Annotated in this window: 24 protein-coding genes; 9 read left to right on the top strand and 15 right to left on the bottom strand. The window is 67.3% G+C overall.

From position 1 onward, the window contains the following. From E3C22_RS12845 to E3C22_RS12875, 7 genes are read right to left on the bottom strand one after another with little or no spacing between them, the layout of a single operon-like run. Entirely contained in the window at positions 1 to 1,077 is a 1,077-nt protein-coding gene (locus E3C22_RS12845) for a hypothetical protein (RefSeq protein ID WP_134762412.1), read from the bottom strand. Between the two features lie 7 nt (positions 1,078 to 1,084). After that, positions 1,085 to 1,966, bottom strand: coding sequence for a hypothetical protein (locus E3C22_RS12850; protein WP_134762413.1), 882 nt, complete (start codon positions 1,964 to 1,966; stop codon positions 1,085 to 1,087). Between the two features lie 53 nt (positions 1,967 to 2,019). Continuing rightward, entirely contained in the window at positions 2,020 to 2,388 is a 369-nt protein-coding gene (locus E3C22_RS12855) for a hypothetical protein (protein ID WP_134762414.1), read from the bottom strand. Beyond that, on the bottom strand, positions 2,385 to 3,179 hold the full coding sequence (locus E3C22_RS12860; RefSeq protein ID WP_134762415.1) for a sulfotransferase: 795 nt from the start codon (positions 3,177 to 3,179) through the stop codon (positions 2,385 to 2,387). The genes E3C22_RS12855 and E3C22_RS12860 overlap by 4 nt, the downstream gene beginning before the upstream one ends. Positions 3,180 to 3,201: 22 nt before the next feature. Further along, positions 3,202 to 4,185 carry a GHMP family kinase ATP-binding protein gene (locus E3C22_RS12865; RefSeq protein WP_134762416.1) on the bottom strand — a complete coding sequence of 328 codons (984 nt, stop codon included), beginning with the start codon at positions 4,183 to 4,185 and terminating at the stop codon, positions 3,202 to 3,204. After that, entirely contained in the window at positions 4,182 to 5,537 is a 1,356-nt protein-coding gene (locus tag E3C22_RS12870) for an HAD-IIIA family hydrolase (RefSeq protein ID WP_134762417.1), read from the bottom strand. Before E3C22_RS12870 ends, E3C22_RS12865 begins: the two co-directional genes overlap by 4 nt. 44 nt (positions 5,538 to 5,581) lie before the next feature. Continuing rightward, the gene (locus E3C22_RS12875) at positions 5,582 to 6,196 is read right to left on the bottom strand and encodes a D-sedoheptulose-7-phosphate isomerase (protein WP_280987686.1); all 615 of its coding nucleotides are present in this window, start codon (positions 6,194 to 6,196) and stop codon (positions 5,582 to 5,584) included. A 385-nt stretch (positions 6,197 to 6,581) separates the two neighbouring features. Between E3C22_RS12875 and lexA the strand changes: the two genes are divergently transcribed. Next, the gene (gene lexA, locus E3C22_RS12880; RefSeq protein ID WP_134762419.1) at positions 6,582 to 7,361 is read left to right on the top strand and encodes a transcriptional repressor LexA; all 780 of its coding nucleotides are present in this window, start codon (positions 6,582 to 6,584) and stop codon (positions 7,359 to 7,361) included. A gap of 87 nt (positions 7,362 to 7,448) precedes the next feature. Here the strand turns inward: lexA and E3C22_RS12885 are convergent, their stop codons facing one another. Beyond that, positions 7,449 to 10,049: a ComEC/Rec2 family competence protein gene (locus tag E3C22_RS12885; RefSeq protein ID WP_167591759.1), complete on the bottom strand. Its 2,601-nt coding sequence runs from the start codon at positions 10,047 to 10,049 to the stop codon at positions 7,449 to 7,451. A 121-nt stretch (positions 10,050 to 10,170) separates the two neighbouring features. Between E3C22_RS12885 and gltX the strand changes: the two genes are divergently transcribed. The 7 genes from gltX (at position 10,171) to E3C22_RS12920 (ending at position 17,491) form a co-directional block, all read left to right on the top strand. After that, positions 10,171 to 11,592, top strand: a complete 1,422-nt coding sequence (gltX, locus tag E3C22_RS12890; protein WP_134762421.1) for a glutamate--tRNA ligase — start codon at positions 10,171 to 10,173, stop codon at positions 11,590 to 11,592. A 139-nt stretch (positions 11,593 to 11,731) separates the two neighbouring features. After that, the gene (gltA, locus tag E3C22_RS12895) at positions 11,732 to 13,024 is read left to right on the top strand and encodes a citrate synthase (RefSeq protein WP_134762422.1); all 1,293 of its coding nucleotides are present in this window, start codon (positions 11,732 to 11,734) and stop codon (positions 13,022 to 13,024) included. Positions 13,025 to 13,147: 123 nt separating this feature from the next. Beyond that, positions 13,148 to 13,765 carry a glutathione S-transferase family protein gene (locus E3C22_RS12900; protein ID WP_134762423.1) on the top strand — a complete coding sequence of 206 codons (618 nt, stop codon included), beginning with the start codon at positions 13,148 to 13,150 and terminating at the stop codon, positions 13,763 to 13,765. Positions 13,766 to 13,777: 12 nt separating this feature from the next. Next, positions 13,778 to 14,464: a D-lyxose/D-mannose family sugar isomerase gene (locus E3C22_RS12905; protein ID WP_134762424.1), complete on the top strand. Its 687-nt coding sequence runs from the start codon at positions 13,778 to 13,780 to the stop codon at positions 14,462 to 14,464. 239 nt (positions 14,465 to 14,703) lie between these two features. Beyond that, the gene (exbB, locus tag E3C22_RS12910) at positions 14,704 to 15,846 is read left to right on the top strand and encodes a tonB-system energizer ExbB (protein WP_134762425.1); all 1,143 of its coding nucleotides are present in this window, start codon (positions 14,704 to 14,706) and stop codon (positions 15,844 to 15,846) included. A 5-nt stretch (positions 15,847 to 15,851) separates the two neighbouring features. Beyond that, positions 15,852 to 16,319 carry a TonB system transport protein ExbD gene (gene exbD, locus E3C22_RS12915; protein ID WP_134762426.1) on the top strand — a complete coding sequence of 156 codons (468 nt, stop codon included), beginning with the start codon at positions 15,852 to 15,854 and terminating at the stop codon, positions 16,317 to 16,319. 8 nt (positions 16,320 to 16,327) lie between these two features. Further along, positions 16,328 to 17,491, top strand: a complete 1,164-nt coding sequence (locus E3C22_RS12920; protein WP_134762427.1) for an energy transducer TonB family protein — start codon at positions 16,328 to 16,330, stop codon at positions 17,489 to 17,491. A 149-nt stretch (positions 17,492 to 17,640) separates the two neighbouring features. Here E3C22_RS12920 and E3C22_RS12925 read toward each other — a convergent pair whose 3' ends face one another. From E3C22_RS12925 to E3C22_RS12950, 6 genes are all read right to left on the bottom strand, one after another. After that, positions 17,641 to 18,234, bottom strand: coding sequence for a MerR family transcriptional regulator (locus E3C22_RS12925; protein WP_134762428.1), 594 nt, complete (start codon positions 18,232 to 18,234; stop codon positions 17,641 to 17,643). 34 nt (positions 18,235 to 18,268) lie between these two features. Then, positions 18,269 to 18,616 (bottom strand): integration host factor subunit alpha, encoded by a 348-nt coding sequence (locus E3C22_RS12930; protein WP_134762429.1) that lies wholly within the window; start codon positions 18,614 to 18,616, stop codon positions 18,269 to 18,271. Positions 18,617 to 18,724: 108 nt separating this feature from the next. Continuing rightward, complete coding sequence (locus E3C22_RS12935) at positions 18,725 to 19,705, bottom strand: beta-ketoacyl-ACP synthase III (RefSeq protein WP_134762430.1); 981 nt, start codon at positions 19,703 to 19,705, stop codon at positions 18,725 to 18,727. Further along, on the bottom strand, positions 19,702 to 20,775 hold the full coding sequence (plsX, locus tag E3C22_RS12940) for a phosphate acyltransferase PlsX (protein ID WP_280987688.1): 1,074 nt from the start codon (positions 20,773 to 20,775) through the stop codon (positions 19,702 to 19,704). The genes E3C22_RS12935 and plsX overlap by 4 nt, the downstream gene beginning before the upstream one ends. Positions 20,776 to 20,875: 100 nt before the next feature. Beyond that, on the bottom strand, positions 20,876 to 21,436 hold the full coding sequence (locus tag E3C22_RS12945) for a YceD family protein (protein WP_134762432.1): 561 nt from the start codon (positions 21,434 to 21,436) through the stop codon (positions 20,876 to 20,878). A gap of 3 nt (positions 21,437 to 21,439) precedes the next feature. Further along, entirely contained in the window at positions 21,440 to 22,114 is a 675-nt protein-coding gene (locus E3C22_RS12950; RefSeq protein ID WP_245514966.1) for a ubiquinol-cytochrome C chaperone family protein, read from the bottom strand. Between the two features lie 243 nt (positions 22,115 to 22,357). On the opposite strand from E3C22_RS12950, the gene E3C22_RS12955 reads away from it, so the two are divergent. After that, entirely contained in the window at positions 22,358 to 22,771 is a 414-nt protein-coding gene (locus E3C22_RS12955; protein ID WP_134762498.1) for an outer membrane protein assembly factor BamE, read from the top strand. Between the two features lie 42 nt (positions 22,772 to 22,813). On the opposite strand, the gene E3C22_RS12960 is transcribed toward E3C22_RS12955, so the two are convergent. Continuing rightward, positions 22,814 to 23,929: an anhydro-N-acetylmuramic acid kinase gene (locus tag E3C22_RS12960; RefSeq protein WP_134762433.1), complete on the bottom strand. Its 1,116-nt coding sequence runs from the start codon at positions 23,927 to 23,929 to the stop codon at positions 22,814 to 22,816. Positions 23,930 to 23,956 lie beyond the last annotated feature (27 nt).

Raw genomic sequence — 23,956 nt, forward strand, 5'->3', positions numbered from 1 at the left:
TCAACCTAAGCCAGCGAACAGCGCCGTGTCGGAGAGTATCCCCTCGTTCCAGGCGGCTGCGTCCTTGAGCGCGGGGGCGTACTCGCCCGAGCGGGCGGCATCCACGAAATGCGAGATCTTCTCGAGCGTCGGCGGCTCGTCGGAGGTCTCGCCGGGAAAGTCGCGCCAGTAATGCACCAGCGCGGTGACGTTGGTGAAGACCGCACACCCTGCCGCGACGGCCTGGATCATCCGCGTCGATGTCGAATAGGGCCGCTCGCTGCGCGGCCGCGACCAGTCGATCGCCGCGTAGCACTGCGACAGGAGCGCCATATGCGCGGTGTAGGACAGCGAATTGACGATCCGGACATTGGGGAGAAGTGAAAGCCGCGAGACGAAGCGGCTCTCGGGATCCTCGTGCCGTTTTTCCGGGGTGAGGAGATAGGCGACGATGTCCGGTCGCTTGCCGAGGAAGTCGCACATCACCTCGAGCAGCGGCGAGTTGTCGGTCCACAGCTGGCTGCTGCCGAAGAACAGCAGCTTGTCGCGCTCGCGCGGCGAGGTCGGCGTCGAAAGCGGGCAGAGCGGGTTGTTCATCACCTGCTCGCGGCGCTCGAAATGCTCCCTGTAGTGCTCGATGGTCTTCGGGCCGTTGACGAAGACGCGCTCGGCCCGCTCCGACATCAGATAGTGGCGATATTTCACCAGATTGACGTTGTCGACGTCCTTGCCGGCTTCCTCGAATTCGAGCTCGCGGGGCGCCAGCACGTCGTAGACGACGGTGTGATTCTGGCGCGCGGCATCGAAGAACGGCTCGAACTCCACCTGGGTGAAGACGAAGGTGGAGCGCGGGATGCGGTTCAGGAAGCGCTCAAGAAAGACATCGTGGATGACGATGAAGTCGGGGCTGGCGTCGAGATTCCAGCCGTCGGCGAGCTGCCGGCTCAGCATGTCGAAGCGCGTCTTCAGCATCAGGTAGTAGACGCGATCGAAATGCTTGCGGGCCTGGTGGGCCAGTTGCTCGGCGCGAAGGCCGGGGGCCCTGACGACGTTCGAGACGCTCGGCGGAAAGGTGTTGCAGACGATATAGCAGTCCATGGCCGCCTTACCCGATCTCGAAGACAAGTGCGCCGACGCGGCCAGCCGGCACCGCGTGGCAGGCCATCGCCTTCGCCAGGGTGACGGGCTTGGGGCATCTCGCCCGCAGCCGCACGGAGATGCTCTCGACGGTCTCCTCCGCCCGCGTCACCGTCGGGACGATGATGAAGCGCGGCAGCGGGTCGAGATCGGTCACCAGATCAATGCTGCCCGCATCGATGCAATGGATGTCGACCGGCAGCTTCTCGGCTGCGGCGCAAAGCGTCTTCGTCGGCTCGATGAGCGAACCGACGAGATGGGTGCAGGCCGGCGTTGCCGCGACGACGGGCGAATAGGGGGTGAGCTGCAGCGGGTGCATCGCCTCGGCGAGCTTCAGGTAGACCGACTTCGGCAGGCCCGCAAAACCGGCCGGCAACGGGCCGTTCATGCCGTCGGCGGCGATGAACTCCTGCGCTTCGCCGGCGCTGCAGAAATAGCGTGCCGCCCAGGGCCGCGCGAAGGTGAAGACGTCCTCGTCGCCATTCGCCGCGACGAGCCGGTCGAACGGCGTCAGCTGCAGGCGGCCCTGATAGAGGTGCATCGTCAGATGCGCCATGTCCACCTGGTTGGTCATGACATAGACCGTCGGCCGGTGGTTCAGGAGGAAGATGTCGTGATCTTGGACGTGCCGCAGTCCGCCGACGACGAAACCCCGCGCGCCGCGAGCCGCCATCTGGACGTTGTCGAGCGCAAAGCTCGGCATCGAGCCGAGAGAGCCTGCGGCCGCACCCACATCCCCGATCTGGACCCAGCCGCCGACGCGACGATCCTCCGATCCCTCGCTGCCTTCCGGCGAGCGCGGTGGTTCAACCTCCCTGAGAAGCGAACCGTCTGGGAAGTCGCCGTTCATCATCTACCTCGTCATGCCCAATCGGTCGCCACCCCTCGTCCAAATCCGGCCGGTCAACGGCCCTTGCCTGCCGCAAGATCTGCGGCAGAGCGGATTTCCTCGGCGCTGAGCGCCCCGATCTTTACGCATGCCGTCAGCAGCAGGACAAGATCATCGGCCGTCAGCTGCCCCAGGAGAAGCTCGCGCAGCTTGTCGGCTTCCGGATTGCTGCGATCCTGCATCCGCCGCATGAACTCGGAGGCCAGAGCGTCGGACGGGACCTTCGCCATCTCCTTCTGCAGGTCGAAGCTGTGAACCAGCCTCTCGCCCTGCAGCTTCACCACGATGTCGCGGTTCGACGACGCGGCCGCCAGCAGCAGGCGCGACGTCGGATCGATGACGGGAATGACGAATTCGCCGATGTCGTCGGATGCTTTGGTCATGCGCTGGCCTTGAGGGTTTCGGCGTCGGTGGAATAGAGGCACAGTTCGCCCCATAACCTTTCGGCATATTCGAGCAACCACGGGCTCACGTCTACGGTGGATTTCGTGGCTTTCTTGTAGATGCTCGGATCGAAGGTCTGCCCGATGGTGATCGGCGTCAGGTCGATGTGGAAGCGCTGGTTCATCAGCGAGGACAGCGAGAAGGTCGGGTCGAGACGCTCCACCTCAATGGCGATGCATTTGTCGCTGTGATGCCTGAGCAGACGCAGGACGTTGCTCATATAGACGCACCAGTTCATGCAGATCGCATCGTGGTTGAAGGCTTCGGCGGCGAGAATGGCGGCGGCCCTCTCCCTTGCCCCGTAGACGTCCTTCAGGCCCCGGCGCACGACGGATTCGATGCAGCCGCGATAATGCCTGAGGCAGATCAGATAGCGCGGATCGGGCAGGACGGAGTTCCAGAAGTCGAGGAGCACGCAGACGCGCGGGTCCTTGAAGCCCCAGAACTCGTATTCCGCGTCCCGCTTGGCGATCATGTCGGAGGCCACCGTCCGCATCTTGCGGGGGATCACCGGCACGAATTCCGAGGACAGGTACCAGCCCTCGTAATTCAGCTGAAGCAGCGCCTGGTTGATCGAGACGAAATCGGTGTCTTCGAAATGACCGTAGATGTTGGTGGTGCTGGCGGCCAGAAGGTTCTCGCCGAGAAACATCGAGGCCGCGTGGCAGTTCTGGGCCATCGCGGACGTGCCGCTGCGGTGATACCCGACGATCAGGATCTGCCGGCTCATATGCTCACCCTCTCGCTCGTCTTCAGCGGGACTGATCGTTGAACACGATTAGGGCGCCCGAGTGGTCGGTCCGCACGTCGTGGATCTTGTAGTCGGAGAGCGCGTGGCGAACCGCAGGGCCTGCATCCCCCGGCGCATAGAAGAGCAGGAACCCCGCCCCGCCTGCCCCGAGCAGCTTGCCGCCCCGTGCCCCTGCAGCCCTTGCCCGCTCGTAGATGGCATCGATCTCCGGTGTCGAGACCGACGAGGAGAAGCGCTTCTTGCGCTCCCAGCCCTCGTGCAGATAGTCGCCGAGGACATCCACGTCGCGGGTGATCTCCAGCGCCAGGTCCTCGGCCTGCTTCGCCATCGTCTTCAGATTGTCGATCAGGGATGGGGAGGCCTCGATATTGCGGCGCTGGCCGGCGAGCTGTGCCGAGGCCGATCGTGAGCCGCCGCAATAGACCAGAAGCAGTCCCTCTTCAACACGCTGGCGCTGGGCCGGCTTGAGAAAGATCGGCTCGACCACGACGGTGTCGTCCGGCATGAAGCGGATCTTCTTCAGGCCGCCGATCGCCGCGCCATACTGGTCCTGCTTGCCGATCGGCTCGCCGAGGCGATTGATTTCCACGTCGCAGGCCATTTCGGCGACACTCGCCTGCGAGCGCTGCCTGCCGGTATAGGCGTCGCAAAGCGTGATCAGCGCCGCGGTGAAGGACGAGGAGGAGCCGAGCCCCGTGCCGGCCGGAATATCGGCCGCGCTCGAGAAGTCGACGCCGGAAATACCATAGGAGCTGAACACCTCCCGGATGATCGGGTGCTGGATCTTCTCGACCGCGTCGACCCGCTCTGTCTGGGAATACTTCACCAGATAGCCGGTATCGAAGAAGTACCGGTGCATCGAGAGATAGAAATACTCCTGGATCGACATCGACACGACGCAGCCGCCATGTTCGCGGTAAAAATAGGCAAGGTCGGTCCCGCCGCCGACGAAGCTGATGCGGAACGGGGAGCGCGAAATGATCATGACGCCTCTTCACAAATGTACCGCCAAGCGTCGACGATATTGGGTGCTACGTGGTCGATTCCGGCCCGCTTCTGGCCGTCGGCCGGCGGCGCGGCGGTGCTGCTGCCGTTTTCCATGAAGATCGTGGTGGCCCCGACGGCCTTGCCCGCCGCCATGTCAGACATGCGGTCGCCGAGGAAGAAAGACGCGGAGAGGTCGATATTCAGCTCTTCGGCCGCCCGATGGAGCATGCCCGGCCTTGGCTTGCGGCAGTCGCAGTCGACCTTAAGCTCCGCAACCTCGCCCGCAAAGCCACGCTCCGGATGGTGCGGGCAGAAATAGACCGCGTCGAGATAGGCGCCCTGCGCGGCCAGCTGCCGCTCGAGCTCGGCATGGACGAGATCGAGATCCTCGAAGCCGAAGAAGCCCTTGGCAAGGTCCGGCTGGTTGGTGATCACCACCGACAGGAATTGCGACGCGTTGATCGCATGGACGACCTCGCCGACGCCGTCGAGAAGTTCCAGCGCCGCCGGCTCGTGGACGCCGTCGATCTCGCGGTTGAGGACACCGTCGCGGTCGAAGAACACCGCCCGCTGGCGGCTGCGCAGCGAACGCTTTTCGACGAGGCCCGTCGTCACCGCCCGCTCGGCCTTCGCCAGCCTGTCGGGCGTGCCGATGTCCTTGATGTATTCGCTGGTCTTGTAGGCGTGCAGTTGCTTGCCGCCGCCGACCGCAAGACCGAAGACGTCCCGCCCCCAGTCCCAGAGATCCGCCCCGTCGGGGATCGCGTCGAAGAGCGTCGGGCGCATGTAGTAGAGACCGGCATTCACCAGGTTGCGGGCGAGAAGCCCCGGCGGATGCGGCTTGGAGCGAAAGGCGGTGATGCGGCCGGCAAGATCCGTCACCACGAGGTCGCTGTCGAAGGGGTGGTCGTTGGGGTGGACGAGCAGTGTCCCGTCGCCGCCATTGGCGCGCCCGGCCTTCACCAGCCGCGCGAGATCGACGTCGAAGACGGTGTCGCCGTAGAGGAGAACGAACTCGTCGCCGAGCAACTCGACCGCTGCAGCCGTGGCGCGGGCGGTGCCGAGCGGCTCGCTCTCGTGGGAATAGGCGATGCTGACGCCGAAGCGGCTGCCGTCGCCGAAATGATCGGCAATGACATTACCGAGATGGCCGGTCAGAAAGACGAGATTGGTGAAACCCTGGTTGCGCAGCACCGCGACGGTGCGTTCGAGCAGCGGCCGGCCGAGGAACTCGACCATCGGCTTCGGACGATCGGTCAGGCCGAGCCGGACGCCGCGGCCGCCGAGCAGGATCGCGACAGGAACGTTTCGAGGAACACCGGACATTTCGCTCTCGCGTCGCCTCTGCATTTCAGGGCGTCCGCGAACGCGGTCGCCCCAACGATCCGCGCAAATCAGCTGCGGCCGTCTCTCTCATTGCCGATCATTTGGACGATTGCGTGGAGGAGCGCCTGATGCGCATCCTCGACCACGCCGTAATTGTCCACCGCCACGTGAAGCGGGATGTCGGCCGTCTCCTTCAGGCGCCCGCCGCCGAAGCCCGACAGACCGATGGTCGAGAGACCCTTCTCCTTCGCCGCGACGACGGCGCGGATGATGTTCTCGCTCTTGCCCGATGAGGACACCGCGATCAAAACGTCGTTCGGCCGCCCCCTCGCGCTGATCTGCCAGGAGAAGGCGTCCTCGAAGCCGAAGTCGTTGGCGACGGCGGTGTAGATCGCGACGTTCTCGGTCAGCGACACCGCCAGGACAGGCTTGTGTTCGGGATGGAAGGTGCCCTTGACGAGATCGCAGACGAGATGGTCGCAGATCGCCGCCGAGCCGCCATTGCCGACGAGATAGACCGTGCCGCCGGTCTCGGCGCAGGTCTTTACCGCAGCGCACGCACGCGCCAGCATTTCTCCGTCGACTGAGGAAAGGCCCCGCGCCAGCGATTCTGCGTAATCACGCAAGAATCCGGCGGCCGACGTCGCGTCGAAGACCTTGTTCTGCAATCTTGGATCGAGCACTGCGGGCTTCCTACTTCAAACGAGACAGGCATTCATCGCTATAGCCGAGCGAATAACCGGAGGACAATACGCACTGTTCGAATTTGTTACGATCGCCCGGCCGGCGAAATCACGGCGCACGTTCCTCTGACGCCCCTAACCCTGCGAAACCATATGACTTTGGGCATTGTGCGGTGCGAGGCGACTGAGCAATTGATATCCGTCCCGTTGCGCGCTGCAGCATGACTGCAACACCATGAACCGCCCACGCCGTCCGTCCCGCCAGCCGATCGTGGCAGGAGTGAGGCACAGCTTTGACAAAACCGGCCGGAAGATTCACAAAGGGGCTTGCGGAACACAACTAGAACAGATAGGTTTGTTCAGGTTTTGTTTTTAGAGGTTCCTCATGCTCACGCGCAAACAGCACGACCTTTTGTCGTTCATCCATGAACGGCTGAAGGAGAGCGGCGTGCCCCCCTCCTTCGACGAAATGAAGGATGCGCTGGAACTGAGGTCGAAATCCGGCATCCACCGTCTGATCACGGCGCTCGAAGAGCGCGGCTTCATCCGGCGCCTGCCCAACCGGGCGCGGGCACTCGAGGTATTGAAGCTGCCGGAATCGATGCGTGGCGGGCGCCCGCAGCAGGCCGCTGCCGGCGGTTTCACGCCGAGCGTCATCGACGGCGGCAGTCGCTCTGCCGCCGCCACACGGCCCGAGCCGTCCGAGCGAGCCGCCACGACGGCACGGCGGCCGACTGCCGTTTCGACCCCGCCCCGGCCGGCGCAGCCGGCTGCTCGCGACAGCGCGGTCTCGGTGCCCGTCATGGGCCGGATCGCCGCCGGCGTGCCGATTTCGGCTATCCAGACCAACACCCATTCCATTCAGGTGCCGCCCGAAATGCTCGGCGCGGGCGAACATTTCGCCCTCGACGTCAAGGGCGACTCGATGGTCGAGGCGGGAATCCTCGACGGCGACACCGTGGTGATCCGCAAGATCGACACGGCGACGCCCGGCGACATCGTCGTGGCGCTGGTCGACGACGAGGAGGCGACGCTGAAGCGCTTTCGCCGCCGCGGCGACACGATCGCCCTGGAGGCCGCCAATCCGGCCTACGAGACCCGCATCTTCGGGGCCGACCGGGTGAAGGTGCAGGGCCGGCTGGTCGGGCTGATCCGGCGCTACTGACCGCCGGGCCCGGCCTGCCCTCGAGGGTCGCCAGAGGGTGAGCCTGCCGGAGTTTCGGCTTGGACCGCCGCTTGTCCGGCGGCGGGGTCATTTCGGCGAAGCGGCGAAGCCTTGGCTGCGGCGTCGCCCTTTTTCGGCATGGCCGGGGTTCTCGGCAGGTTTTCGCCAATATTCCGGCCAGGGCGCCAGCCTGTGCCGGTTCCAGGCCTGCCGATCGGCGGCGACGGAGGGAACCGCGACCGCCCGGCCGGTGTCGCCGTCGCGCAGGATTGCCAGGGAGCCGGTGCGGCGCAGGGTCCGAAGCGTGACGAGCAGGGCGCCGGACTGGCATTCTGTAAGACGGATCGCGCGGGCGACGATCGCGACATCGCCGCCGTCGCAGGCCTCGCCGGTCCGCTCGTAGTCGCTGGTCCAGACGATGCGCAGTCCGTCGCGGGTTTCGAAGCGGCAGAAGTCCGTGTCGCAAGCGGGCACGATGCGCCGGAGCTGGCCCGCGCCAGAAATTTCGGCAGACACGGGCGACCGGCCGCCGGCGGCCGATGTCGCGCGGCGAGGCTCGCTCTCGCTCGGGCCGGCCGCCTCGTCGGCCCCGGGCAGTCTCGGCTCGGCTTGCGAGCGGTCTGCGCGGGACAGGTCGCCGGCAGCAGCACCTTCGGAGGGCTCGCCAGCGGCATCGGGCGCTGGCGCGCCGTCAGGCGTCAGCGGAACGTTCGGCGCCAGCGGGCTGACGGGTAGCATCAGGTCGACGCCGGTGCTGCGCTCCCACTGGTCGGTGACGAAGCGCTTCGGCCGCTCGCCGAGAAGCGCGAGGGTGCCGTCGCCGGCGAAGGCGGCGATGGTCTTGCCGTCCTCGTAGACGAGCAGTTGCGGCATCGCGCCGGTATCGCGGATGGCGAGGAGGCCGGCGAGCGCCAGGGGCGCCGCGATCCAGCGAAACTGGCTGGCGAAGTAAGCGACGGCGAGCAGCGCTGCGGCAAGAAGCACGACGCCGCTGCCGGCGATCGGCCCGGTGCCGCGGTCTGGCAGCAGTTCGTAGAGCCGCTCGGAGATGAGGAGGACGAGATCGAGTGCCCATCCCATCAACCGGAAGCACCAGGCGTCGAGCCCGAAGGGCATCAGGAGCGAGCCGATCAAGCCGAGTGGCATGATGATCAGGGTGAAGAGCGGCAGGGTGAGAACGTTGGCGACAAGGCCGAAGGGCGCGACGCGGTGAAAGTGATAGGCCGCGAATGGCGCCGTCGCGGTGCCGGCGATGATCGAGCTTGCGACGATGCCGAGGATGGTCGCGCCGACGAGCCGCGCCGCTTGTTGGAAGAGCGGCCGGTCGGCCCGCTGCGGCCTGCCTCCCCGCCACCTTGCGAATGCGCCGTAGCCGGCGACGAGGGCGAGCGTCGCGGCAAAGCTCATCTGGAAGCTCGCCGTCGTCACCGCGTGAGGCGAGACGGCCACGACGACGAGGGCGGCGATCGAGACGTTGCGAAGGGTGATGGCCGGCCGGTCGGCGATGACTGCGGCGAGCATCACCGCCAGCATGACGAAGGCGCGCTCCGTGGCGACGTTGCTGCCCGAGAGGAAAAGATAGAGCGCTGCAACGAGGAGAGCCGCCAATGCGGCGATCTTCTTCACCGGATAGTTCAGCGCCAGCGCCGGAAAGAGGGCGAGGCAGCCGCGCAGGAGCAGGAGGGCCGAGCCCGCGACGATGGCAAGATGTAGGCCCGAGATCGACAGGACATGGGCGAGACCGACGCCGCGCAGCCAGGTTTCCGCATCGTCGGAGATGCCGGCGCGCTCGCCGGTGACGAGCGCCGCGGCGATGGCCCCGGCCTCGCCGCCGCCGGCCGCCTCGGTGATGCGCGCCGTCATCGCCGTGCGGATGCGTTCAAGACCGATCGCCAGACGGCCGGAGAGGTTTGGCAAGGGAGGCGGCGTCAGGCCTTCGGTGGGGGCTTCGTCCGGGGCTCCCAGCGCGAAGCCGAGGGCTCCGACGCCGTCGAAATAGGGCTGATAGGCAAAGTCGTGGCTGCCGGGCGCCGCCGGACCGGAGGGCGGGCCAAGCCGCACGAGGCCGTAGAAGGGATCGCCCGGCGCCCTCTCGTCGTGCCGCGCGCTGACGAGGATGCGCGCCCGCTGCGGCGGCCGGGAAAGCACCGGCCGCGTCGTACCGGTGATCGCGACGAGATAGCGCATGCGGCCCTTCTCGTCGCGCGAGGCGCCGATCACCGTGCCGGCGATGCGGGTCGTCGCGGTGCCGGAGATGATGGTCGTGCCGGTCGTCTCGGCCTCGCCTGTCGCAAGAAGCGCGCCGCACAGGACGCCGGCAAGGCCGAAGAGCGCGGCGCGCAGGGGCGGCAGCGCAGCGGCACGAAGGCCAAGCAGCGTCAGCAGCGCGGCGGCGACAAGGGTCGCGATGAGATCCGGGCGCCAGTCGACGGCGAACACCGCCGCGGCGCCGGCGATCAGCGAGACCGGTAGGACATGGAAGCCGGAGCGGCGGGCCGTCTCGACTTCGACTTGCCGGGCAAACCAGCGCCGCGCCCGCTCGGGCCAGGCCGCCGCCTCGGCAAAGCCATCGTCGAGGTCGTCGTCCTGCCGGTAGGCCCGGCCATTTCCCGGGCCGCGCAGCCGCGCGACGAAGCGGCCGAACTCGGCCTTTCGCAATGGTCTTGCCCGGTCCTGGCCTTCCGGCATCCGCGGCAACTGACCCCGCGCCTCCGCTTGCCTCTCGGTCCGCCTATGCTACACAGCCGGCGAGCGAAAGCGACGGTTTCTTCGCCGCGCATCGCAACCAATCGAACAGACCGGAGCCATAATGGCGGACACCGTCGTCACCCGCTTTGCCCCCTCGCCGACCGGCTTCCTGCATATCGGCGGCGCCCGCACGGCGCTGTTCAACTGGCTCTATGCCCGGGCCCGCGGCGGCAAGATGCTGCTGAGAATCGAGGACACCGACCGCGCCCGCTCCACCGAGGAGGCCGTCCAGGCGATCATCGACGGTCTCGACTGGCTCGGCCTTTCGGCCGACGAACCGCCGGTGTCGCAGTTTCAGCGGGCCGAGCGCCATCGCCAGGTCGTCGAGGAGATGCTGGCCAAGGGCGCGGCCTATCGCTGCTATGCCTCGCAGGCCGAACTCGACGAGATGCGCGAGACGGCGAAGGCCGAAAAGCGCCCGCCGCGCTATGACGGCCGCTGGCGCGACCGCGACCCTTCCGAAGCGCCCGCCGGGGTTGCGCCGGTCATCCGCCTGCGCGCGCCGCTCGAAGGCGAGACCGTGGTGGAGGATGAGGTTCAGGGAACAGTGCGTTTCCCAAACAAGGACCTCGACGATTTCGTGCTGCTGCGCTCGGACGGCTCGCCCACCTATATGCTCGCGGTCGTTGTGGACGATCACGACATGGGCGTCACCCACATCATCCGCGGCGACGATCACCTGACCAATGCCGGCCGCCAGACGCTGATCTACCGGGCGATGGGCTGGGATGTGCCGGTGATGGCGCATATCCCGCTGATCCACGGGCCCGACGGCGCCAAGCTGTCGAAGCGCCACGGCGCCCTCGGCGTCGATGCCTACCGGGCGATGGGCTATCTGCCGGTGGCGCTCAGGAACTATCTCGTGCGTCTCGGCTGGGCCCATGGCGACGAGGAGATCATCCCGACCGAGAAGATGATCGAGTGGTTCGACCTGCCGCAGATCAACAAGGGCGCCGCCCGCTTCGACTTCAAGAAGCTCGAGGCGATCAACGGTCACTGGATCCGCGCCAGCACCGACGCCGACCTCGTCGACGCACTGATGGCGAGCCGCGACATCCTGCCGAATGGCGGGATCCTGAAGCAGGCCGACGAGGCGACCACGCGGGAGAGGCTCGCCGAGGCGATGCCGGGCCTGAAGGATCGGGCAAAGACGCTGGTCGAGCTCGCCGATGGCGCCGCCTTCCTCTTCGCGGCGCGCCCGCTGGCGATGGAAGAGAAGGCCGAAGCCATTCTGGCGGACGGCGGCCGACAGGTGGTCGCCGATCTGCTGCCGCTTTTCCAGGCAGTCGAGCCGTGGAGCGCCGAGGCCCTCGAAGCCATTGTGCGGGACTATGCCGAAACGGCAGGAATCAAGCTCGGCAAGGCGGCGCAGCCGCTCCGCGCGGCCCTTACCGGCCGCACCACTTCGCCGGGTGTCTTCGACGTTCTCGCGGTTCTCGGCAAATCGGAATCGCTTGCCCGGCTTTCCGATCAGACCGGCTGATCCCGCCGCGTCATATTGCGCCGCAGCAGGCTTGGGAGCATAACTTGTCGTGCTCCAGCCTTTGGAGTAGGCAGATGGTGGCTGAAACGTGTGCGCTGCGAAAGCGCGTCCGTAGCCGCGATTCATGAAAGGACGACGCATGACAGAACAGTCGGCGAAACTCAATTTCGGATCGACGAATGCCGGTCTGGCAATGCGGAGCGGCACACTCGGCCCCGACGTGATCGACGTCACCACGCTCTACAAGCAGGGCGGCGTCTTCACCTACGATCCCGGGTTTTCCTCGACGGCGTCTTGCGAATCGAAGATCACCTACATCGACGGTGACGAAGGCATCCTGCTCCACCGCGGCTACCCGATCGACCAGCTGGCCGAGAAGGGCGACTATCTCGAGACCTGCTACCTGCTGCTTTACGGCGAGCTGCCGACCCCGCGGGAAAAGGAAGATTTCGTCTACCGCGTCACGCGGCACACGATGATCCACGAGCAGATGAGCCGCTTCTTCACCGGCTTCCGCCGTGACGCCCACCCGATGGCGGTGATGTGCGGCTCGGTCGGCGCGCTCTCGGCCTTCTATCACGACTCTACCGACATCGCCGATCCGCACCAGCGGATGGTGGCGAGCCTGCGGATGGTCGCCAAGATGCCGACCATCGCCGCGATGGCCTACAAGTATCACATCGGCCAGCCCTTCGTTTATCCGCGCAACGACCTCTCCTACGCGGAAAACTTCCTGCATATGTGCTTCGCCGTGCCCTGCGAGCCCTACCGGATCAACCCGGTGCTCGCCCGTGCGATGGACCGGATCTTCATCCTCCACGCCGATCACGAGCAGAACGCCTCGACCTCGACGGTCCGGCTCGCCGGGTCGTCGGGCGCCAATCCGTTCGCCTGCGTCGCGGCGGGCATCGCCTGCCTCTGGGGCCCGGCCCATGGCGGCGCCAACGAGGCGGCGCTGAACATGCTGATGGAGATCGGCTCGAAGGACCGCATCCCGGAATTCATCGCACGCGCCAAGGACAAGAACGATCCGTTCCGCCTGATGGGCTTCGGCCACCGGGTCTACAAGAACTACGATCCGCGCGCCAAGATCATGCAGCAGACCTGCCACGAGGTGCTCGACGAGCTCGGCATCAAGGACGATCCGCTGTTGGAAGTGGCGATGGAACTCGAGCGCATCGCGCTGACCGACGAGTACTTCATCGAGAAGAAGCTCTATCCCAACGTCGACTTCTATTCCGGCATCACGCTGAAGGCGCTCGGCTTCCCGACCACGATGTTCACGGTGCTGTTCGCCGTGGCGCGCACCGTCGGCTGGATCGCCCAGTGGAAGGAGATGATCGAGGATCCGCATCAGCGCATCGGCCGTCCGCGCCAGCTCTACACCGGCGCCCCGATGCGCGACTATCTGGCGGCCGACGAGCGCGGCTGAGCCCCGCCGCCGATCCGGATTTTTCGTCATGACAGCAAAAGGCCCCGCCACTCGGCGGGGCCTTGCGCTATCTGGCACTGGAAGACGACGCCAAAGCGCCGCGAAACGAGGGAGGGACGACGAATGAAAATCTGGGGCAGGGACAATTCCGCCAATGTCCGCAAGGTGGTCTGGTGCGCCGAGGAACTCGGCCTCGACTACCAGCGGGTCGATGCCGGCGGCGCCTTCGGCATCGTCGACACGCCGGACTATCTGGCGCTGAATCCCAATGGCCGCGTGCCGACGCTTCAGGACGGCGGGCTGACCTTGTGGGAATCGAACGCCATCGTCCGCTACCTCGCCCGCAGATACGGTAGCGCGCCCTTCGCGCCAGAGGATCCGGGGCTGTTCGCCGCGGCCGACAAGTGGATGGACTGGACCTCCTTCACCTTGGGCGGGCCGTTCCGCGACGTCTTCTGGAACACCGTGCGGATGACGCCCGAGACCCGCGACAATGATGCCGTCGCCAGGAGCCTCGAGGCCTGCGGCAAGCTGCTCGACATTCCCGAGGCCGAGCTTGGGGCCAAACCCTATCTCTCCGGCGAGGATCTCGGCATCGGCGACATTCCGCTCGGCTGTATCGCCTATGCCTGGTTCGAGATGCCGATCGCCCGACCGGACCATCCCAACCTCTTTGCCTGGTACGGGCGGCTGAAACAGCGTGCGGCCTATCGCAAGGGCGTGATGACGCCGCTGACCTGAGGAGGATCGAAGATGAAACGCTCGAGGGTCAACGAGATCATCCGCGAGGCGGACGCGTTCTTCCGCTCCTTCGGCTATGTGCTGCCGCCCTTCGCATGGCTCTCGCCGCAGGAGATGCGCGAGCGCCGGCAGGAGATCGCCGGCATCACCGAGGCACGGCTCGGCTGGGACGTCACCGATTATGGCGAGGGCCGCTTCGACGAGCTCGGCCTGTTCCTCTTCACGGTCCGCAACGGCCGGGCCGAGGACCTCACCCGCGGCCGCGGCATGCTCTATGCCGAAAAGGCGATGATCACCCGCAAGGACCAGCTTTCGCCGATGCACCGGCACGTGGTGAAGGCCGAGGACATCATCAATCGCGGCGGCGGCACCCTCGTCATCGAGCTCTTCATGTCGGATGCCAGGGGCGACGTCGACGAGAGCGCCGAGGTCGTCGTTCCGACCGACGGCATCCTGCGCAGGATGCCGGCCGGCAGCCACCTGAAGCTCATGCCCGGCGAGAGCGTGACGCTGATGCCCGGCGTCTGGCATGCCTTTTGGGCGGAGAATGCGGACGTCTTCATCGGCGAAGTCTCGACGGTCAACGACGATGCGACCGACAATGTCTTCCGCGAGCCGATCGGCCGGTTTTCCACGATCGAAGAGGACGAGCCGCCGGTTCATCTCCTGGTTTCCGACTACGAGCGATTCCTCGACTGACTTGTAGAGCCGCCAATATTGGAACTGCTCTAAACAATAGTCTCACTCGCTGAGCGAAATTGGCGCACAACCCGGATTTTGTTATCCGGAATCGGCCCGTTGCTGGCTCAATTCGCGCGCATTAAGTTGACGAAGATCATCACCTTTCCATAAAGGAGACGGGAGGAACGGGGCAGCGCGGCAGACATCGCCGCCGACGGCCCCGCGCACCGCAACACTCCCGGATGATGGTCAGCCACATGCGCTTCAGCAAAGTCACGATTTTCCGGCCGGCCACGGTTTCGCTTCTGCTTGCCCTGTCGGTGCCCCCCCTGGCTCCCGCGCTCGCCCAGTCGGCAGGCGATACCGCAGCCCCGGCAACGCAGGACGCCTCCCCCACCGGCGGGCGGGTAGCCCCGTCCGAGCCTTCCGCTCCCGCCGCCGCGACGCCAGCGGCTCCCGAAACTCCCGCCGACACCGGCGTTCCGGCAGATGCCGCACCCGCCGGCACCGCTGCGCCTGCCGCGACGCCGCAGTCCTCAGTCGGCGCAACGCCTCCCGCAGCCACTGAAAGCCCGGCCGCATCGCAATCGGCAGACGGCGCCGCCGTTCCAGCAGCCGACGCGAGCGCAGCTGCGGGCGACGACGACGCCTCCGACGTCGTCTTCCAGGAGCCACGGGACGCCAAGCTGCCCCACGATCTCTCGCCGCTCGGCATGTTCCTCGCCGCCGACTGGGTGGTGAAGGGCGTGATGATCGGCCTCGCCCTCGCCTCGCTCGCCACCTGGACGATCCTTCTGGTCAAGAGCTTCGAGGTCGCTTCCGCCAAATGGCGGGCCCGCTCCGGCGTGCGCCGGCTCGCCCGTTCCGCCTCCCTCGGCGAGGCGCTCGGCGACGAGCGCGCCGCCAGCCGCTGGCGCGGCCCGGTCGGCAGCCTGGCGCGCTCGGCCGAAGCCGAGCGTCAGCGCTCGGCCGAGCTGACCGCCGAGGGCATCAAGGAGCGGGTGGCGATCGGCCTCAACCGCATCGAGGCGAATGCCGCGCGCTCGATCAACCGCGGCACCGGCATTCTCGCGACGATCGGCTCGATCGCGCCCTTTGTCGGCCTGTTCGGCACGGTCTGGGGCATCATGAATTCCTTCATCGGCATCTCCGAAGCGAACACCACCAACCTCGCGGTCGTCGCGCCGGGCATCGCCGAGGCGCTGCTCGCCACCGCCATCGGCCTCGTCGCGGCGATCCCGGCCGTCGTCGTCTACAACGTCTTCGCCCGTTCGATCGCCGGCTACCGGGCGATCCTCTCGGACGGCTCGGCCTTGGTGATGCAGCATCTGTCGCGTGATCTGGAACGCGTCGCGGCCGGCGGCCGGCGCGCCGCCCCGCTCGCCGAAGCGGCGGAGTAGGCGTCATGGCGGTCAAGCTCGACAGCGGCGGCGAAGAGAGCGGCGGCGAGGTCTCCGAGATCAACGTCACGCCCTTCATCGACGTGATGCTGGTGCTGTTGATCATCTTCATGGTGGCGGCGCCGCTCTCGACGGTCGACGTGCCGGTGGACCTGCCGACCTCCAATGCCGTGCCGCAGGAGCGGCCAGACGAGCCGGTCTATCTCACCATCCAGGAAGATCTTTCGCTCAGCCTCGGCGAAGACAGGATCAGCCGCGACGGGCTCGGCGCCGGCCTCGACGCGAAGACCGGGAGCAATCGCGACGAGCGCATCTTCCTGCGCGCCGACGGCTCGGTGCCCTATTCCGACATCATGGACGTGATGAACACGCTTCGCAGCGCCGGCTATCTGAAGATCGGCCTTGTCGGCCTCGAGGATCCTGCCCGCGCCGAGGCGGCGGCAAATGCCGCGTCGGGCGCCGCCGGACAATAGGCACGGAGATGGCGCCCCCGAAACACGCCGATCCCTTCGCCGGGAGTTCGCGTCGCGGCAGCGGCGAGCGCTGGCTCGTCGCCGGCCTCGTGGTGCTTCTCGCCCATGGCACCGCCGCCTATGCGCTGATGACCAACATGCCGAAGACGCCGCCGAAGGGGGCGCAGGAAGCGCCGGTGCTGATCGATCTCGCACCGCCCGCCGAATCGAAGGCGAGCGATTCCCTCGACGACGCCGCGCCCGCCCCGGAAACCGTCGACGCACCGGATCCGACGCCCAGCGAGGAAGAGGCCCCGGAGGTGGAGACACCACCGGAACCCGAGCCGGCCCCTGAGCCCGAGCCGGCCCCTGAGCCCGAACCCGAGCCTGTGCCCCAACCGGAACCGCAGCCCGTCGAGCCGCCGCCGCCGGAAGCGGTCGAGCCGGAGCCGGTGCAGCCACCCGAGGAAGCCGCGCCGGAACCCGAACCGCAGCCGGTCGAGCAGCCGGAGCCTCAACCCGAGCCGGAGCCTGAACCACAGCCGGTCGAGCAACCCGCGCCGGAACCGGACCCCGTTCCGGAGCCGGAGCCCGTCCAGGAGGAGGCGTCCTCGCCCAATCCGGATGCCGTGCCGCTGCCCTTGCCCTCCCCCCAGCTGGAGGAGCCCGAGGAGCCGACCACGACGGCCGAGCAGCCCGAAGCGGACACCGCGGCGCTTCCCGACGTCGTGCCGCTGCCGACGGCGCGGCCGGAGCCGCCGAAGCCGGTGCGCCAGGCAGTCCGCGAAACGCCGAAAGAGCAGCCAAAGGCCCGCAAGCCGGCGCCGCCGAAGAAGCAGGCGACCCGCCAGCGGCGATCGTCAGAGGCCTCCGTCGCCTCGCAGGGCAGGCCCCGGCGTGAAGCCTCGCAGGGCGCGCAGGTCTCGCGCGCCGACATCTCCCGCTGGCAGTCGCAGGTGCAGGCGCGGCTCAACCGCTTCTCCCGCAGCTTCTCCGGCCGCGGTTCGGGCACCGCACGCATCGCCTTCAGCATGTCGGGCAATGGCAGCGTCTCGGGCGTGCGCGTCGTCGGGTCGAGCGGCAACCGGACGCTCGACGGGCTGGCCGTGCAGCTGGTGCGCCGGGCGAGCCCTTTCCCCGCCCCGCCATCCGGCAAGGGGGTGTCGCTCACCGTGCCGGTGCGCATCCGCTGACGATGCTTGGCTAAATCCCCGGCAGAGCGATTCGCCGCCCGCGCAGCCGACACCGAGCCGGCATGGCGATGCTCGGCGCCGCGCCTCGCCGGCAGCGGCGACACCGGTTCGGCCGTGTCGATGTCTGAAAATCTGGAGCCGGGCGCCGGTCAGCGGACCTGGTCGAGCAGCCGCTTGCATTCCAGGAGGTCGAGAAGCACCTGGTCGAGGGTCTGGACGCTGTCGCGCGGCAGCTTGAGGCCTTCCCCGACGGTGTCGCGCTCGCGCCTGAGGAAGCCACCGAGGGCGCGCGGACGAGGCTTGGCGCCGGACGCCGCCGGCTCGTCCACCGGGGCGACGGGCTCGCTGGCGGCGGCGGCTTCCGGCTCGGGATGGATCAAGTCGAGATCGTCGACATGGGCTTCCGCCGCCTCGTCCTCGTCGCCGGACGTGTCCGGCGAAGCGGCGAGATTGTCGAGGCCGGCGAGATCGCCAGATCCGATGGCCATCACGAAGCGGCTGCCGTTCTCCTTCAGGAGGCGCTGCACGCCCTTGATGGTGAAACCCTTGACGTAGAGGAGATAGCGGATGCCGCGCAGGAGCTCGACGTCGTCGGGCCGATAGTAGCGTCGCCCGCCGCCGCGCTTCAGCGGCCGGATCTGCGCAAAGCGGGATTCCCAGAAACGCAGGACATGCTGCGGAAGATCGAGGTCTCCAGCGACCTCGGAGATCGTCCGGAACGCATCCTCACCCTTGTCGGACATCAATGCACCGATGCTTCATGCGGAGCGAGCGCGCCTATTCGGCGGCACGCATCATTTCCAGACCGGAGGAGGCAGCGGCGCGCTTGCTGTGCGCCTCCAGGATGCGGTCCTTGAGGACGTTGGAAGGCTTGAACACGGCGACGCGGCGGGGCGAGATCGGCACTTCCTCGCCGGTCTTCGGATTGCGGCCGACACGCTCGTTCTTGTCGCGGACCAGGAAGGAGCCGAAGGACGAGACCTTGACCGATTCACCCTTGGCGATGGTCGAACAGATTTCCTCGAGCACCATCTCGACGAGTTGCGCCGATTCGGTCCGGGACAATCCGATCTTGCGGAACACCGCTTCGGCGAGATCGGCCCTGGTAAGTGTCCTGTCCCCCATCGCTCGTCCCCTGATCGGTGCCCGAAAGCTCACCCGCGCCAATTGGCCGCGTCCAGCATCTTACTTTTTCGTTACTTTACCGAAAGCGCCATATGAATCAAGCGCCGTCTACCATCTGACGAGGATCGCGCCCCAGGTGAAGCCGCCGCCCATGGCTTCCAGCAGAACCAGGTCGCCGGGCTTGATCCGGCCGTCCCTGACAGCGGCGTCGAGAGCCAGCGGGATCGAGGCCGCGGAGGTGTTTCCGTGGCGATCGACGGTGACGACGACCTTGGCGAGATCGATGCCGAGCTTCTTGGCGGAGGCGTCGATGATGCGCCGGTTGGCCTGGTGCGGGATGAACCAGTCGATATCCTCCGGGCCGATCCCGGCCGCCTCGAAACAGGCCTCGATCACGTCGCTGATCATGCCGACGGCGTGCTTGAAGACCTCGCGGCCCTGCATTCTCAGATGGCCGACGGTGCCGGTGGTCGAGGGCCCGCCGTCGACATAGAGCTTGTCCATATGGGCGCCGTCGGAGCGCAGCTTGGCGACGAGGATGCCCTTCTCGCCGTCGCGCTCGCCCTTCGTCACGCCTTCCATCACCACGGCGCCGGCGCCGTCGCCGAAGAGGACGCAGGTCGTCCTGTCCTCCCAGTCGAGGATGCGCGAGAAGGTCTCCGCGCCGATCACCAGCACGCGCCGTGCCTGGCCCGAGCGCAGATACATGTCCGCCGTGGTCAAGGCGTAGAGGAAGCCGCTGCAGACGGCGTGGACGTCGAAGGCGAAGCCGCCGGTGATGCCGAGCCGGTGCTGCACCTGCACGGCGGAAGCCGGGAAGGTGTTGTCGGGCGTCGCCGTCGCGAGGATGATCAGGTCGATGTCGGCCGGCGCGAGGCCAGCGGCGTCCAGCGCCCGGCGCGCCGCGGTCTCGGCGAGCGAGACGGTGGTCTCCCCCTCGCCGGCGATGTGGCGCTGCTCGATGCCCGTGCGCTGGCGGATCCACTCGTCCGAGGTCTCGACGACGCCGGCGAAATCCTGGTTGCGCATGACCCGCTCCGGCAGGACCGAGCCGGTCCCGCGGACGACGGAGACGATCTTCTCACTCATGACACACTGCTTTCGGGAACACTCGCAGCCTCCTCGGAGATGCGGCGATGATAATTGGCAAGGTCGGCCTCGATCTTTTCGCGCAGGCCCGCGCGGGCGACGGTGTGCGCGAGGTCGATGGCGGCGGCGATGCCCTCGGCGTCGGTGCCGCCATGGCTCTTGATGACGATGCCGTTGAGGCCGAGAAACACCCCGCCATTGACCTTGCGGGGATCCATCTTGTCGCGCAGCCGGTCGAAGGCGCTCTTCGCCAGCACGTAGCCGGCGCGGGCGAGCCAGGTCCGCGACATCGCCGCCCTCAGATAGGCGGCGATCTGCTTGGCGGTGCCCTCGGCGGTCTTCAGGGCGATGTTGCCGGTGAAGCCCTCGGTGACGACGACGTCCACCGTGCCCTGGCCGAGATCGTCGCCCTCGACGAAGCCTCGATATTCGATGCCCGGCAGCGGCGTCTCCTTGAGCAGCCGCCCGGCCTCGCGGATGTCGTCCTGGCCCTTGACCTCCTCGACGCCGATATTGAGGAGGCCCACGGTTGGGCATTCGAGGCCGAACAGGGCCCGCGCCATGGCGCCGCCCATCATCGAGAAGTCGATCAGCTGCTGGGCGTCGGCGCCGATCGTCGCGCCGACGTCGAGGACGATGCTCTCGCCGCGCAGGGTCGGCCAGATCGCCGCGATCGCCGGGCGCTCGATATTCGCCATGGTGCGCAGGCAGAATTTCGCCATCGCCATCAGCGCGCCGGTGTTGCCGGCCGAGACCGCGACATGCGCCTCGCCGGTCTTCACCGCGTCGATGGCGCGCCACATTGACGACTTGTAGCGGCCTTGGCGCAGCGCCTGGGACGGCTTGTCGTCCATCCGCACCGACATCTCGCAGTGGTGGAAGGCCGATGCCGCCTGCAGTTCGGGATATTTGGCGAGGACCGGCAGCACTTCCGCCTCCTCGCCGAAAAGCGCGAAGCGCGTGTCGGGCCGCCGCTGCAGGGCGATCGCCGCGCCTGCCAGAACCACGGTCGGTCCGTGATCGCCGCCCATCGCGTCGAGCGAAATCGTAATGCCGGAGTTTGAGGTCAACTCGTTCTCGCTTTTGTCCGTCGGGGCCTGAGGGCCGCCCGGCGCGGCGCGAAAATATCGAATTCCCCGCCACATACAACCGGCGTCTTCGCCTTCCGCGCTATCCGTTCCGCTCAGGCTTGCGGAAATCGGCGAGGGCCGCGAAGGGCGATGGCACGTCGTCGTCCTCGTCCTCGTCGGCAGCCGCCGCGCCGAAACTCTCGCCCGGGCGCCGCGGATAGGGATCGAGCGCCAGCACCAGCGTCTCGAACAGCTTGGCGCCGAGATCGATCTTGTCGCCGACGAAGCTCTCCGGCGGGTCCTCGGCCTCCGGATCGACGATGATCTCGGCGGTCTCTGCCTGCTGGCGCCGCGGCGCCTTCGCCTCGCGCACGAAGGTCGCCTCGAAGGGCTCGTCGATGCTCTGGATCACCGGCTCGAGGGTGACGACGCTCTTCTGGACGAGAATCGCCGCGATCCGCCCGGTCACCCTCGCCCCGTCCTTGCGGAATGGCCGCGCCAGGAGCTCTGCGGTGACATTCCGGGCCGTCTCGATCTGAAGTGCCGCGGCAATGGCCGTCAGCTCTTCGGGGGTCGCCGCGTAGTCGATCCGGCGGCCGTCCTGGGGCAGCGTCGCGACGGGCAGGAAAAGCTGAAGCGGCGTCGTGCGGTCTCCGTCCATCGGTCAATCTCCAAGCTTCAGCGAACCGGACAGGATGTCCTCGGCCGAGACCGCCGCCATCCGGTCGCTCATCGCCAGAATGTAGGAAACCAGCCGCCCGACCGCATCCTCCGGCACCGTCTCGGCGAGCGCCCGGCCGACGACCGCCGCCCGCAGCGCGTTGGGCTTTGCCTCGGCATCGAAGGCCGCGTCATAGACCTTGACGCGCTCGTAGAAGACGCCGGTGAGCTTGCGCATGCGTTTGGGCACCGACTGGTCGCCGACGCCGAGTTCGCGGATCGAGGCGTCGACGTCGAGGATGAAGCGGTCGACGACGTCCTGGGCGAAGGCGTCGAGCGAGGCATCGCCCCGGCAGCGGCGCAGGAACAGGAACATGTGGATGGCGAGCGCCTCGAAGCGGCCGGAGAACGTGTCGGCAAGGCCGCAATGCTCGTAGAGCCGCGGGTCGCGGGTGAGCGTGACGAGTGCCTGGTAGACGCGCTCGACGATGGCGCGGTTCTTCCTGGCGATCCTCCAACGTTTCAGCATCATCGATCCGCGGTTGATCGCCTCGGGGCCGCCTGCTTCGGCGCCCTCGCCGGCCATGCCCTTCGACCGCCCATTTCGCTCCGGGCGCCGCAGCTCCTGCTGCATCGCCTTGGGGCCGGCCATCGGGCGGGCGACACACGCCTTGCCCATCTTCTGCCAGAAACATCGCGGACGAGCATGTGGTCGGCAGCGGGTGCCACAGCTTGGGGCCGATTGCAACGGCGCCTGAGGTGGATTACCAACGCCCGGGCGCGGCGTCTGCCGCGATATGGCCGCGCGAGACGGGCATATGACAACGAGAACACATCGACCGGCTGGAACGGGAGTAGGAAAAGCGTGAGCAAGAAGACGCGTCTGACGCTGGCGTTCGCCCTGGGCACAGCAGCCCTCGCAATGTCCTCACTGTCGGCCTGTTCGACCAGCGAAGTGCTCAATCAGGGCTATATCGTCGATCCGAAGTCGCTCGAACTGGTGCCGCCGGGCTCCTCCAAGGAGCAGGTGCTTCTCGCCCTCGGCTCGCCCTCGACCAAGGCGACCTTCGACAACGAGGTCTTCTACTACATCTCGCAGAAGCGGGTCCGCCCCGTCGCCTTCCTGCAGCCGCAGCTCGTCGACCAGCGCATTCTCGCGGTCTATTTCGACAAGGACGAGCGGGTCGAGCGCATCGCCGACTACGGCCTCAAGGACGGCCGGGTGTTCGACTTCATCTCCCGCACCACGCCGACCGGCGGCAAGGATGCGAGCTTCCTCGGCCAGGTGCTGAGCGACACGGTCTCCGACACCGGCGGCCCCACCAGCCATTTCTAGAGCCCCGCGCGTCCGATCGGACGCGCCAGTCCGGCGCCGCTCTCAGGGGCGATTGACGATGCCGCCGGCCATCGGCCGCGGCACGCCGGTGGTCAGCGGAAAGCTGATCGCCAGCCCCTCCAGCGCCCGCAGCGCGAGATAGGCGAAGCACTCCGCCTCGACGGCGTCGCCCCGGAGGCCGCAGTCGTCGGCATCCTCCACGGCGACCTTCGCCCGCGCCGCGAGCGCCGCCATGATCGCCGGATTGCGCCGGCCGCCGCCGCAGACGACGAGCCGTGTCGGCCGCACCGGCAAAAGGTCGAGCGCCCTGCCGACCGCGCCGGCGGTGAACGCCGTCAGCGTCGCCGCGCCGTCCTTCAGCGACAGGCCCTCTGCCATCGCCTGGCGGAAACTGAACCGGTCGAGGGACTTCGGATAGGGCGCCGACAGCCAGTGATGGGAGAGGAGGCCGGCGAGCCGCGGCTCGTCCACCGTTCCCTCCAGCGCCAGTCGGCCGTCGCGATCCATCTCGCCGGCGTCATGCGCCTTGATCCAGTCGTTGATCGGGGCGTTGGCCGGGCCGGTGTCGAAGGCAATCAGCGTCTCGCCGTCGAAATAGGAGAGATTGGCGACTCCGCCGAGATTGAGCACCGCCGTCTCGGGCCCGGCGCCGATCCGCGCCAGCATCGCCCTGTGATAGATCGCCGAGAGCGGCGCCCCCTGCCCGCCCGCCGCGACATCGGCGGTGCGGAAATCATGCACCACGGTGAGGCCGAGCATCTTCGCCATCAGCGCCCCGTCGCCAAGCTGGCGGGTACGGCCGGCAACGCCCGCCTGCGGCGGCCGGTGGAGCACCGTCTGGCCGTGAAAGCCGACGGCGGAGACCTCGCGCGACAGGCCGTGCCGCTCGCAGAAACCCGCCACCGCCTCCGCCTGGGCTTCGGTCAGGCACCTTTCCGCGACGGCGAAGCTTTCAGGCTCGTCGCCGGAAAACTGCCATTCCAGCGCATCGGCGACGGCCGCCTCGATCAGCGGCGTCACGTCGCTGCCATAGGGCACCAGCTCGCAGGGTCCGAATTCGGCGATCGTCTCGCCGTCGCTGCGGATCGCCGCGACGTCGATATTGCCGTCGAGCACGGTTCCGGTCATCAGGCCGATGGCCCAGCGGCTTTCTGCCATGATCGTCTCTCCAGGGGCGAAGGCGCC

Origin of the sequence: Jiella endophytica, from assembly GCF_004519335.1 — a bacterium.
Classification (GTDB): domain Bacteria; phylum Pseudomonadota; class Alphaproteobacteria; order Rhizobiales; family Rhizobiaceae; genus Jiella; species Jiella endophytica.